Genomic DNA, 13,712 nt, shown 5'->3' with positions numbered 1-13,712 from the left:
ACGATAATACACTTAAGAGGTGAGATAATGGCGAAATATATTTTTGTAACAGGAGGAGTTGTATCCTCTCTTGGTAAAGGCATAACTGCTGCATCATTGGGAAGGCTTTTAAAAAGTCGCGGCATATCAGTTGCTATTCAAAAATTTGACCCTTATATAAACGTAGATCCCGGCACAATGAGTCCATACCAACATGGTGAAGTTTTTGTTACAGAAGATGGGGCGGAGACAGACTTAGACCTTGGCCATTATGAGAGGTTTATAGACATTAACCTTACCAAAAATAGCAATGTAACTGCAGGTAAAGTGTATTGGTCTGTCATCACAAAAGAGAGAAAAGGGGATTATCTTGGTGCCACAGTGCAAGTGATACCTCACATAACAAACGAAATTAAAGAAAGAGTATACAGAGTTGCAAAAGAAAAAAATGTGGACGTAGTAATAACAGAAATTGGCGGAACAGTAGGAGACATAGAAAGCCTTCCTTTCCTTGAAGCTATAAGACAAGTAGCAATTGAACAAGGTAAAGACAATGTTATGTTTATCCACGTCACATTAGTACCTCATCTTGGTAATACAGGGGAATTAAAAACAAAACCTACTCAACATAGCGTTAAAGAATTAAGGTCAATAGGTATTCAACCGGATATGATTGTATGCAGAACAGAACTTTCTCTAACGCAGGACTTAAAAGAAAAAATCGCTCTTTTTTGCAATGTAGATGTAGAAGCGGTTATAGAGAATAGAGATGTAGAATCAATTTATGAAGTACCATTGGAATTCGAAAAGCAAAAAGTAGATGAATATGTGCTAAGAAGATTAAATTTGCCTCTTGGTCAATCGGATTTAAAAGAATGGAGAGAATACGTGGAAAGAGAAAAGAACCCCACAAGACAGGTAGAAGTAGCTTTGGTGGGAAAATACGTTGACCTTCATGATGCTTATATAAGCGTTGTAGAAGCATTAAAACATGCGGGAGTTTATCATAGAGCTGCTGTGAATATAAGGTGGGTAAATGCTGAGCATGTAAATGATGAGACAGTGGAAAAACTTTTAAAGGGAGCAGACGGTATATTAGTGCCGGGAGGATTTGGCGATAGAGGCATTGAAGGCAAAATAAGGGCTATCCAGTATGCAAGGGAAAACAAAATTCCTTACCTTGGATTGTGCCTTGGGATGCAGTGTGCTGTAATAGAATTTGCGAGAAATGTAGCAGGACTAAAAGGAGCTAATTCTACAGAGTTTGACCCGGATACTTCCCATCCTGTAATAGACCTCATGCCTGAACAAAAAGACATAGATGAAAAAGGCGGCACAATGAGATTGGGAGTGTATCCTTGTAAAGTAATTGAAGGAACAAAAGCTTATGAAGCCTATAAAGACGAATTAATTTATGAAAGACATAGACATAGGTACGAATTCAATAACCAATATCGGGAGCTTTTAACCTCAAAAGGTCTTGTGCTTTCAGGTCTTTCTCCTGATGAGAGGTTGGTTGAAATGATAGAATTAAAAGACCATCCTTATTTTCTGGCATCCCAGTTCCACCCAGAATTCAAGTCAAGACCTTTAAAACCTCATCCATTGTTTAGAGATTTTATAGGAGCAATGTTAAAAGACAAGGAATAAGGGCTGGTGAATATCCAGCCCTTAAATTTTACTTGATAGTTATGAACAAAAAGGCTATAATATATCTAGAAATTAATTTTAAAATTAATCTGGAGGTGAAAACAGATGGAAGAAGTCGTTGGAGTAGACAAATTAAGGCCCAAATTAGGTGAATATTTAGAAAAAGTAGAAAAAGGCGATGTGATAATAGTTTCTTCTCGATCTGAACCCAAAGGAGTTATAATCAGTTATTCTATGTACAATCAATTAAAAGAACTTGAAAAGAAGGCAAAACAATTAGAGATTATGCAAATTTTAAACGAATTTAGAAGTAAAGCCGAAACAGCAGGCTTATCTGAGGAAGACGTACAAAAAGAGATAGAGGAAGCACGAAAATGCGCGCAGTAATTGATACTAATGTTTTAATTTCAGCTTTTATTAGCAAAAAAAGCTATCCTGCAAAAGTTATTGATTACTGGGTCTTAAATAAATTTGACCCGGTAGTAAGCAAAGAAATTGTGGAAGAATATGCCAATGTGTTGACGCGAGATAAGTTTGCTGTTTTTGGCACTATTGAGAAAAGACTTGACTTGCTAAATAGGCTTTTATCTTTTGATTGGGTTTTATTTGTATATCCAAAACAAAAAATAGAGGTTATAAAAGAAGACCCAAAAGATAATATTTTCTTAGAGTGTGCTTTAGAAGGAAGTTGTGACTTCATAGTCACAGGTGACAATCATTTGCTTCAACTTAAAGAGTATAAAAATATTAAAATAGTAAAAGCAGAAGAATTTGTAACCATATTGTAATCGCTCTGAAATATACCTGTAATATAAATGTAATAAAATAAAACTCAAAAGTTATAAAAAACAAAAGAGGAGGGAACCGATGCGAAGAAAGGGAAAGTATCTGTTTATTTTTTTATTAATTTTTCTAATTTACAGTGGAACATTTGCATATGCGGCTGAAACTTATAACATCGACGGAAAAAACATCTCCTACAATTACCCACCTATAAATATCCTCATAGACGGGGTAAAACAAAATCCGAATATGAAGCCCCTCATGATTGACAATCATGTATTTGTGCCAGTAAGGTTTATTTCAGAAAAAATGGGGGCGCAAATAGGTTATGACAGCACTAAAGTGTGGATTACTTACAATGGAGATAAAATCGTCCTCTATTTTTACAAAGACACTGCCTATGTAAATGACAAGCCTGTAAAACTTGACTCATCTGTTAAACTTGTAAACTATGGCTATACATATGTCCCATTGCGATTTATAAGTGAAGCTTTCAAAAATAACGTCAATTGGGATGAAAATACAAACACTGTGTATATAGACAGTAAAACAGGGACAGACACGCAAATTGCTTCTGCAAAATTGAGTGATCAAAGTTCAAATACTACTCAGACTTCCCAATCTAATTTAAACAATACTTCCACAAATCAAAATACACAAGATACCTCTGCCAAACCGTATACTGTAGATAGTATAGGATTTACTAATATAAATGATGCAAAAAGTGTAATTATTTTAACTCAAGATTCTAACTATAACATTTCAAAATCGCCAAATAGGGACGCAATTTTTGTAGACCTAAACAATGCAGTTTTAAAAAATGGAGTATATGGATTTGCCCTTGATGATAAAGTTGTAAAAGGTGTTATTCCGACACAGCTTACTCCTAACACGGTGAGAGTAATTATTACTTTGAGCAGTGATGCTGATTATTCCGTGGCGCAACAGGATGGCAAATTGATAATTAACATACAACCAATTATTATCACTTTGCCTTCGTCTTTAATGGTAAACGCCAATGTAGTAAATATACGGACTGGTCCGGGTACACAGTATGACATCATAACGCAGGTCAATAATGGGGACATATTAAGTGTAATTGACAAATCAGGCGATTGGTATAAAGCCAAACTTCAAAACGGAACAGTAGGTTGGATCGCAGGATGGCTTACAATTGCATATAACAATCCTAATAAAATAGCGAGTGATACTTCTGATAATCTTTCCGATAGAAGGACACTGACAGCTTCCAACAGTCAATCTTCAAGAGGAAATATCGGCCAAGCTCTTACGTCTTTACCCTATGCAGGAAAAGGAGTATGGTACAGTATATATTCTACTATGCCTACTGCAAATGATTTAAGCCGCTTTGTAAATGCCAGAGTAACTCATATTTACCTTGAAGTTGCTACATCAAAAGCGGGATTTCCAGACAAATGGAAAAAATGGCTGGATGACTTGCTTCCTGCTGCACATAGAGCTGGAATAAAGGTCATAGCATGGGTGTACACAGACTTAAAAGATACCACATATGATGCATCTTTAACAGCACAAGTTGCCAACTATGTCACTCCAAACGGTTATCGTGTAGATGGAGTTGCTGCAGATATAGAAGAATTGCCTCAAAAAGATCCGGTTACAGCGTCAAAAATGGTAGAAGACTATGCGACGCAAACTATAAAAAATTTACCTGCAGGAATGCCTTTTATCGCAATTACTTATCCGCCTCAATACAGACCCAACTATCCTTATGCCACAATGGCAAAATATTTTGATGCAATTGCTTTAATGGACTACTGGCACGTATCAAGCGCAAACTATACTTATGATGATGCAAAAAAATTTGTATCTGATTCTATAAAAAAAGTGCAATTTCTTGCAGGAAACAACGTCAACATAGAAGTTATTTTGCATGGTTATGATGAGGGCTATGGGCTTCCCTCTGTAGACGAATTAAAAGGTGGACTTGATGCTTCAAAGGATGCAGTGGGATATTCTATATATACCTGGAATACACTAAATGATGAATTAAAAGATGTATTTGCTAATTATTAAAAATGAAGGAGTGGCTTTTTCGCTACTCCTTCACTATTTTATCTAATAGTACTGCTGCTTCTTCTCGTGTCAAAGGCTTTTTAGGATAAATGTATATTTTACCATCTATATTTGTACCAGCTATTAAATTATTCTCATAAGCTTTTTTAATGAAATCATATGCCCATGATGAAATGTCATTTTTGTCTGCAGGATCAAAAATAGCAAAATCAACATTCTCTTTTGACTCATAAAATTTCATAAGAACGCTAATGGCTTCTTCTCGCGTTATGGGATTATGAGGTTTAAAAGTGTTATCCTCGTATCCTTTCATAATTCCATTATTTACTATATTTGCAATAGGTTTATAGTACCATGCATTTTGAGAAACATCTTTGAAGGAAATTTCTTGCTGCAATACCGGTTTATCTTTTAAAAATGCTCTATCTATCAAAGAAGCGAATTCTGCTCTAGATATAATTTTGTTTGGCCTAAAAGACCCGTCTTCATATCCTGCAAAAATCCCTTTTATTACCGAACTAAGTATATTCTTTTCAGACCACATATTTTTAATATCCCAAAAAGGGATAAACCCCGTATCCCTACTTAACTTGTTTATTTTTTCAACAATGTCTTGACCTGTATCGGAATCCCTCACAGTAATTCGTTTTAACTTCATAATATTATCGCCGTAATAATTTACTCCTTCTTTAATGCCAAATGCCATTTCAAAACCTACTTTTTTTGCTATCTCGTCGCTTATTTTATTTCCCGAACCAAAAGGATATGCTAAACATATAGGCGCTTTACCTATTTTTTCTTTAATTATTTCTCGTGAGCGCAAGAAATCTAGATAGAGCCTTTCTTTATACTCTTCCATTGTTTCAAGATGTCCATCAATGATTACAGGTCCCATTACCATTGGGATTTTCTTAAAATCATTTGACCTGTAACCGTGGAGGTCATATGTGTGACTCTCAATCTCTATTACTCCGCTGTCTGCCATTTCTTTTGCTTGTTGCCATGTAAAATGCGGTATAACAACTTCGGGTTTTTGCTTGTTTACTTCATCTGGAACATAACTTACTATAATATTTATTTCAGCTTTCATTCCCAATTTTTTAAGTATAGGATATGCATAGGTGTAGTTGCTTAAATATCCATCATCAAAAGTTATCACAATAGGCTTTGGTGGTAAAGATTTATTATGAAGTACAAAATCTCTGAGCTGTTCTAAAGTTATAGTGTGATATCCTGCCGCTTTAAGGTAAAGCATTTGCTTTTCAAATTTTTCTGGGTCGATTATCACACCACCATACTTTTTAGAATCAAATGTACCTTCTTTTTGAAGGTGATGGTACATTAAAACAGGTACAAATGGCTTTTTAGATTGTGCCTTTGAATGCAGCACTGGAATTGATACAGCAAGTACGATTGTTACCATGATTGTAAGGATGATTAACGCTTTTTTACTCATGTTTTCCAACCTCTCACCCAAATTTATCATAAATATATCACATAATTATCACAAATATGTTACAAAAAAGTTAACAAAACATTAAATTTTTTATAAAAGAAATATTTGTAATTATGAGCCAAGTTTTCCTTTTCTGTAATTATAAGGAGTGTGAAGCACTCAGAAGAATCCCCAAGCCCAAAAAAAGATTATAATAAAATGAAAATTCCATTTTGTTATGGTATAATTTATACAAAAAGACAAGCAGGAGAAGGATATGTTTAAAAAAGCTTTGTGGTTTGTACTGACTTTATGTATATTTTCCTTGCCAGCTTCTACTTACAATGAAAAATTTACAATGCCAAAAGACGACATAATTTTTATACCTCTTGACAGCCGCCCTGTAAATACTCAAAACGTAAGTCTTCTGACAAATATGTGGGGGAAAAACTTGATTTTACCTCCACAAAATGTACTTGATGACTACACAAAACCGGGAAACTTTGAAGGGCTTAATGAATGGCTTAATGAGGTCATTCCTAAAAGTAACGTTTATGCTGTTGTAATATCACTGCAACAGTATTTAAATGGTGGCCTTATAGCATCCCGTGGTATAGAAAACTATAAAAACTATGAAGAAAAACTTTCACTCCTTTATAAATTTTTAACAGAAAATAAAAACAAAAATATAATTATATTTTCTATAATACCTCGTCTTACTCCTACTCAGTTTTCCGACTACGAGTATATAAAATACAGTGACATGCTAAAAGAATTCTCAAAATTATCTGATAAAGTTGACCTTTTTAACCAAGAAAAGGATAAAGCCAGGCTTGAAGAAATAAGAAAAAGCATACCAACTGATGTGCTTACTAAATACACTGAGCTTTTTGAGTTAAACGAAGAAATAAATAAAAAACTCATTGAGTGGACAAAAGAAGGCTATATAAAAACATTAGTAATAGGTATTGACGATACACAAGAGTTTAGTATGTCAAATATGGCAGCGCGAAAACTTGACCAATATGCGAAAGCACGGCATATATCAGATAAAGTATATGTACTTCATGGTGCTGATGAAATTGGCATGGAGATAACGGCAAGGCTTGCAAATGAGTACTACAAGCGAATTCCTCGCTTTCAAGTTATTTATGACGTAAAAGAACCTAATAAAATTATTTTGCCCTATGAAGGAGCAAACCTTAAGAAAATTGTCGAAGAAAAAATTAATTTTATAGGAGGAAAAGTCGACTTAAGTGGCGAATGTATACTATATGTCCATACCCATGAAAATTTAGGAATAAAAAACGAAATACAAAAATATAAAAATAGAGGACAAATTTTTGGAATAGCAGATGTTGCATATGTTAATATGGCGGATAAAAAGTTAATCGATGTCCTCTTTGACTTAAATCCATTAAGTTTTCTCTATGCGGGCTGGAATACACCCAGCAACACAATAGGGACAGTTATATCTGAAATGTCTTTAAAAATGGTCCTTGACAAAAGCATACTTCCTTCTTACAAAGAAGAAGATGCTATAAAAAGCTTTATAGCTTTCTCCTTTATACGTTATGCGGATGACTTTGCCTATCAGGCTGATGTAAGAAATAAAATGTACAAATGGGCAGAGGCAAATCACATGAGTAAAGATAACGTAGATAGAAAAACTGCAGATGAAGAACTTTCAATAAAGATGAAACCATTTATTGATGCAATAAAGGAAAAATATATTGGAGAAATAGTAAAGAGGGAAAATAGTTTTGTTACAATAAAAGATATAGAAGTAAAAGTAAGATACCCTTGGAGTAGAATGTTTGAAATAGAAGTTATGCCTCAAGTAACTTTACAAAACCAAAGATAAAGTTGTGGAGGTAGGGAGATGACAAAAATTAAACAGCTTGCATTATGGATTTTAATTTTTGCTTTTACTTGTGCATCTTTTACTTCTGCAAAGGCAGAACAAACATTTGATGCGAATTCAAACATAAGAGTTCTAATTGAAGTAAATGACTACAAACTGTCAAAATACGAGCCTACAAAAGGCGTGTATCTTGGCGCATATGTATATCAAGACACACTGATAAATGGGGATATGAAAAAATTTAACGAGCTTACAGGCAAAAAACATGCTTCTTTTTTCATTTACGTCGGTTATGGCAGTCCGTTTCCTCAAAAGTGGATAGATGAGTTAAAAAAAGTAGGCGCAGCTGCTCATATAGCTTTTGAACCGAATAACGGATTAGATGAAGTAAAAGATGACGGATATTTACGGAGTTTTGCAAAGAAATTAAACGAAGCTGGAATACCTGTTTTTTTGCGATTTGCCTCAGAAATGAATGGGGACTGGACAGCCTATAGCGGCGATCCTAAAAAATACATAGAAAAATGGAGACTTGTCCATGATGTGATGGAAGAAGAAGCACCAAATGTCATGATGGTGTGGACTGTATTTACATTCCCGCAATCAAATATATTGTCATATTATCCTGGCGACGATTATGTAGATTGGGTAGGAGTAAATATATACAACGTAATTTATCACAATGGCAATATAAACTTAAAAGCAGACCAGGAAGACCCATTGGAGCTTTTAGATTATGTATATGACACCTTCAGTGAAAGAAAGCCTATACAGATTTCTGAATTTGGCGCCACTCATTATACTATAACTGATGGAAAATATTATGAAGACTTCGCAATTGAGAAAATAACACGCATGTACAATGGCTTAAAAACAAAATATCCGCGGGTCAAATCTATATTTTATTTTGATGTAAATAACTTAGTAAATGCACCAGCCGGTAGAAGAATAAACAACTATGCTATAACAGACAACGAAAGAATTTTAAAGACCTATTCTAATCTAATCAGTGATCCATATTTTCTAAGTGACGTAGGGCCTAACCTTGAAGGCACTGCAAACAATGAATTTATGGTAGTAAAAGACGGAATTTTAGTATTAAATGGAAAAACTTTTGTATCATCTGCTGTATTGCAAAAATACATGAAAGCGAGAGTTTTTTGGGATTCACAAAACAATAAATTGACCGTTTCAAAAGGGAGTAACACCATTACCTTTGATATAAAATCCTATAAAGATGTTACAAACGGTCAAAGAGGTGCATTTATTTTAAACGGTACATCCTACTTTCCTTTAATAGAAATAGCTCAACAAATAGGATATATAATCAAATGGGATGGGAATGAAAAATTGATTAAAGTATCCATGTCATCTTGAGCGCAGCGAAGGGCCCCAGACCCACGAGAAATGTTAAATTAATATTACAGAAATATTACAAATTGGTAACATTTATTGACTCATTAAAGACCTGATGCTATAATATAATCAGGTTGTTTATCCAAAACATACTATATACTCTAAAATGTACTTACATAGGTAAAAAAATTTGAAAGGCATTATGCCTTTCAAAATAAAAATAAAAAACTTAAAATACAAATACAAGGAGGAGGATTGACTGTATGAAGAACCTCAAAAAGTTAATAGCAGTGGTTCTCACGTTCGCATTGGTGTTCAGTGCGATGGCAGTAGGCTTTGCCGCAACGACACCGTTCACCGATGTGAAAGATGATGCACCTTATGCATCAGCAGTGGCTCGTCTGTATGCTTTAAACATTACGAACGGTAATACAGACGGCACATATGGCGTAGATCAGCCAGTTACAAGAGCCATGATGACTGTTTTCGTAAACAGATTGTCTGGCTACAGAAATTTAGCAGAAATGGCTAAGAATGATGCACCAGCTTTCAAAGATGTTTCAAAGAATTACTGGGCAATTGGTGACATCAACTTAGCAGCAAAACTTGGCCTTACACACGGTGTAGGTAATGGCATGTTTGCTCCAGAAGAAAAAGTAACATATGCACAAGCTCTTGGCTTCATGCTCAATGCCCTTGGCTATAAAAATCTCTCATGGCCATATGGCGTTGTTGCAAAGGCACAAGATCTTGGATTGACTGTAGGTATAAATCGTGGATACAACGATGTAGTAACTCGTGGAGACCTTGCTTTAATAATGGATAAAGCATTGGATCAACAAATAGTAACTTCCTATGATACAAATGGTAATCCTGTATTAGGAAACAAACTTATATCAAAAGTTGCAGACGTTACAAGATATCTTGTAGTTGCTACTCCTGATGTTGACAGCAATATTGCCCAAGGTAAAGTTTTGGTTCAAGGAATCAAAGATGTAAATTCAGATGGTGTAATTACATTTAAAGCTGCCACAACTATAAATGCAGGTACCGTTGATTTTAACAAATACCTTGGCAAAGTTGTAGATGTTTATTCAATAAAAGGTGGAGACCCTGTATCGGTTGATGTAGTATCTACAGACAAAACATTTACAGCAAAGAGTTTTGAAGTTGTATCAAATAGTGTATATAATGATGGAAGTAAAGTTGTAGATATTGATACTCCTGCTAATGTAACTGTAATTTATAACAGTGGCAAAACAACATTGGATCAGGTAGCAACTAAAGTATATGATGGTGCGAATGTAGTATTGACAGATACAAATAACGATGGTAAATATGATTATGCGGTTATTACAGGTGCGTACAAAGCTTCTGTAGTTGTTACAGCAGATGTAAAAGCGGGTGACAAGTTCCTCAATGTTAATGGTGTTTCCAATAGCAGCTATAGAATAGCTGGAGATCCTGTAAAGACTGTTGTAGTAACTGGTTCAGTTGATAAATTGACAGATATTAAGAATGGCGATGTTGTATATTATGCATCTACAGTTGATGGAACAAAAATTACATTGTTCGTTGTAAGAGACAAAGTAGAAGGTAAGATAACAAAAGTTGCATATGATGGAAGTACAACAACAGCAACAATTGGTGGCAAAGATTATACAGTAACTCAATACATTAACGGTAATACAAGTGGTGCAAAAGCTACAGTTGGTCAAGAAGGTACATTTGTTCTTGACAAAGATGGTAATATCGTTGGATTTATAGGTAAACAAGCTGTAGCAAATTATGCAGTATTGATTGTTAAAGATGATGCAAGTAAGTTAAATACAAAAGTGAAACTGTTAACTGCTGACGGAAAAGTAAATGTGTATTCCGCTGTTTATGATACTGTTGCAAATACTACCTATCAGGAAGGCGACATAATAACATATACAATAGATTCAAACAATGTTGTCACAGCTATTAATAGTCCGAAAACTGCTGATACTGATAATGTAGTAACAACAATTACTGATCCTGCTGCTTACAATAAGGATACGCATGTTTTAACAGTAAGTGGAACACCTTACTATATGACAGACAATACTGTAATATTTAATTACAATTCTACTGATGATATCTACTCAACAGTTAAATTGTCAGACATAACAAAAGAAACATTAAATGTAAAGCAGTTAGTCGCTGATCAATATGGCTATGTTAAAGCTATATACCTCAATGAAAGCAGTTTAACAGCAGATCAAGGTGTAGCATCAACAGTATATGGGTATGTTGCAGGAGTAACAACAATAGACCTTGGCAGTGGTAATACTCAGTACAAGCTAAATGTATTAGTGAACGGTTCAGAGCAAGTATACACAACAAAAGTTAAGTTGACACCTGTGCCATCTACAGGAGCAGCTGTTATAGGTCTTGATAGTAATAATGTGGTTGTAAGCTTTGCAACTAAAACTGTTGATGTACCAGGTGCTAAAGTTGACAGCTACACTGCATATGGCATTACACTTCAGGATGGTACTTCCTATGCATTAAGTCCAAATGTGACAGTTGTAAAAACAGTTTATAAGACAGATGGAACAACAGTTGACCATTATGAATTAGCACAACTTGGCGACCTTGCACAAGGTACTACAGTTGATCTGTACAAGGATTCAACAGGTAGAATAGCAGTAATAGTCATAAAATAACATCAAACAACCATAATGAGTCCTCCTCCTTGGAGGACTCTTTTATTTGCTTTAAAACAGGCATTGCCTGTTTTGTTTTTTGCCTATTGACAAAACAAAAATGATAATATATAATCAAAATTGAGCAAAATCAATCACATTTGAGCGGGATAATATTGAATGGATGTGAATGAATATGAGTATATCTGATAGGATGTTTGGCGAGGAAAGACGCTTGAAGATTGCAGAAATTATAAGCAAAGATAAAAGTATCAGTGTTTCTGAGCTTAGCAAACTCTTTAATGTTTCTGAGTCAACAATAAGGAGAGATTTGCATGTACTGGAGGAAAAGGGTTTCATACAGAGGACTCACGGTGGTGCTATATTGAATGTTGGCACTCATTATGAGCCTGCATTTTTTGAGAAACAGGACGTGGAACTAGAAGCCAAGAGGAAGATAGGCAAAATCGCGGCATCAATGATAGAAGAAGGAGATTCTATAATTTTAGATGCTGGTACTACTACTCTTGAGATAGCGAGAAATCTTAAGAATATGAAACTTACTGTTGTTACAAATTCTCCTCTTATTGCGATAGAGCTTTCAAAATATGAAGATATTGAGCTTATTGTCACAGGTGGTATACAGAGGTGGAAGACCAAGGCTTTAGTCGGTCCTATTGCTGAAATGGTGATAAGACAGTTCAAAGTTGACAAAGCCTTCATAGGGACAAATGCTATATCTTTTGAGGATGGGCTTATGACACCAGACTTAATTGAGGCCAATACAAAGAAAGCGATGATAGAGGTAGCAAACGAAGTTTATATAGTGGCTGACCATACTAAATTCGGTAAAAAATCTTTTGTCAAATTTGCAGATATAAAAGACATTACGGCAATAATAACAGATGATGAAGTTGATTATGAGATAGTGAGAAAATATGAACAGGCAAATATAGATATAGTAAGCTTTGGAAAGGATGAAAATAATGATAACGACGGTAACAGCGAATCCGGCGATTGACAGGACAATAATTGTTGAAAACTTAAAACTCGGTTCTGTAAATAGGGTAATCCGCTCAAGAGTAGATGCTGGGGGAAAAGGTATAAATGTGGCTAAAAACCTTAAAAATTTAGGAGACGATGTTATTGCACTCGGTTTTATAGGACCTAATGCTAAATATATAGTCGATTGTTTAGAAGATGAAGGTATAAAAATTGATTTTGTAAGGATAAAAAACGAGACAAGGACAAACATAAAAATTTCTGATATTTCAAGGGGAGAAGTCACAGATTTAAATGAATATGGTCCTCATGTAAGCGAAGAAGAAATAGAGCTACTTAAAAAAAGTATATTTAAATATGCTAAAGAGTCAAAAGTGCTTGTACTGTCAGGAAGTTTACCACAAGGTCTGCCAAAAACTTTTTACAAAGACATAATTAGAGAAGTAAAAAGCGGCGATTTAAAAATAATTCTAGATGCTGACAAAGAAGCGCTTTTGTATGGTATAGAAGAAAAGCCTTATATGATAAAGCCTAATGTACAGGAGTTAGAAGATGTAGTAGGCAAAAAGCTTGAAAGTTTAGAAGAGGTTATTGAAGAAGGAAAAAAGCTGAATGATTCAGGCATAGAAATAGTTGCGATTTCTATGGGAGGCCGCGGTAGTGCTGTGATAACAAAGGAAGGGATATATAGGGTAAAGCCTGTAAAAGTTGAAGTAAAAGGTACAGTTGGTGCAGGAGATGCATATGTTGCAGGTTTTGCCCATGGAATATATAAAGGACTTCCGATTGAGGAGACAATAAAAATAGCTGCGGCATTGTCAACTTCTGTTGTCATGAAAGAGGGCACAAGAGCAGGTACTATTGAAGAAGTAAATGCATTAAAAGACAAGATTGAGATTGAAAAGATAGAAAGGTGAGG

Annotated in this window: 10 protein-coding genes; 9 read left to right on the top strand and 1 reads right to left on the bottom strand. The window is 34.8% G+C overall.

Annotation, left to right across the window (positions count from 1 at the left end; translation table 11 throughout):
- Positions 1 to 27 precede the first annotated feature (27 nt).
- The 4 genes from THEWI_RS12940 (at position 28) to THEWI_RS12925 (ending at position 4,467) form a co-directional block, all read left to right on the top strand.
- Positions 28 to 1,629 (top strand): CTP synthase, encoded by a 1,602-nt coding sequence (locus tag THEWI_RS12940; protein WP_014063709.1) that lies wholly within the window; start codon positions 28 to 30, stop codon positions 1,627 to 1,629.
- A gap of 105 nt (positions 1,630 to 1,734) precedes the next feature.
- Entirely contained in the window at positions 1,735 to 2,016 is a 282-nt protein-coding gene (locus THEWI_RS12935; RefSeq protein WP_014063708.1) for a type II toxin-antitoxin system Phd/YefM family antitoxin, read from the top strand.
- Positions 2,004 to 2,417 (top strand): putative toxin-antitoxin system toxin component, PIN family, encoded by a 414-nt coding sequence (locus THEWI_RS12930; RefSeq protein WP_004399083.1) that lies wholly within the window; start codon positions 2,004 to 2,006, stop codon positions 2,415 to 2,417. The genes THEWI_RS12935 and THEWI_RS12930 overlap by 13 nt, the downstream gene beginning before the upstream one ends.
- A gap of 79 nt (positions 2,418 to 2,496) precedes the next feature.
- The gene (locus THEWI_RS12925) at positions 2,497 to 4,467 is read left to right on the top strand and encodes a stalk domain-containing protein (RefSeq protein ID WP_014063707.1); all 1,971 of its coding nucleotides are present in this window, start codon (positions 2,497 to 2,499) and stop codon (positions 4,465 to 4,467) included.
- A gap of 22 nt (positions 4,468 to 4,489) precedes the next feature.
- On the opposite strand, the gene THEWI_RS12920 is transcribed toward THEWI_RS12925, so the two are convergent.
- A complete protein-coding gene (locus THEWI_RS12920) occupies positions 4,490 to 5,923 on the bottom strand; it encodes an S-layer homology domain-containing protein (RefSeq protein WP_014063706.1) in 1,434 nt (477 codons plus the stop codon).
- 256 nt (positions 5,924 to 6,179) lie between these two features.
- Between THEWI_RS12920 and THEWI_RS12915 the strand changes: the two genes are divergently transcribed.
- The 5 genes from THEWI_RS12915 (at position 6,180) to pfkB (ending at position 13,710) form a co-directional block, all read left to right on the top strand.
- On the top strand, positions 6,180 to 7,766 hold the full coding sequence (locus THEWI_RS12915) for a DUF4127 family protein (RefSeq protein WP_014063705.1): 1,587 nt from the start codon (positions 6,180 to 6,182) through the stop codon (positions 7,764 to 7,766).
- 18 nt (positions 7,767 to 7,784) lie between these two features.
- Positions 7,785 to 9,143, top strand: a complete 1,359-nt coding sequence (locus THEWI_RS12910) for a stalk domain-containing protein (protein WP_014063704.1) — start codon at positions 7,785 to 7,787, stop codon at positions 9,141 to 9,143.
- A 242-nt stretch (positions 9,144 to 9,385) separates the two neighbouring features.
- Complete coding sequence (locus THEWI_RS12905; protein WP_014063703.1) at positions 9,386 to 11,812, top strand: S-layer homology domain-containing protein; 2,427 nt, start codon at positions 9,386 to 9,388, stop codon at positions 11,810 to 11,812.
- A 169-nt stretch (positions 11,813 to 11,981) separates the two neighbouring features.
- Positions 11,982 to 12,812: a DeoR/GlpR family DNA-binding transcription regulator gene (locus THEWI_RS12900; RefSeq protein WP_014063702.1), complete on the top strand. Its 831-nt coding sequence runs from the start codon at positions 11,982 to 11,984 to the stop codon at positions 12,810 to 12,812.
- Positions 12,778 to 13,710 carry a 1-phosphofructokinase gene (pfkB, locus tag THEWI_RS12895; RefSeq protein ID WP_014063701.1) on the top strand — a complete coding sequence of 311 codons (933 nt, stop codon included), beginning with the start codon at positions 12,778 to 12,780 and terminating at the stop codon, positions 13,708 to 13,710. Before THEWI_RS12900 ends, pfkB begins: the two co-directional genes overlap by 35 nt.
- Positions 13,711 to 13,712 lie beyond the last annotated feature (2 nt).

Source organism: Thermoanaerobacter wiegelii Rt8.B1 (assembly GCF_000147695.2).
In the GTDB taxonomy this organism is placed as follows: domain Bacteria; phylum Bacillota; class Thermoanaerobacteria; order Thermoanaerobacterales; family Thermoanaerobacteraceae; genus Thermoanaerobacter; species Thermoanaerobacter ethanolicus.
Note: the sequence above shows the minus strand (reverse complement) of the source record. Positions and strands in the feature narration are given on the sequence as shown.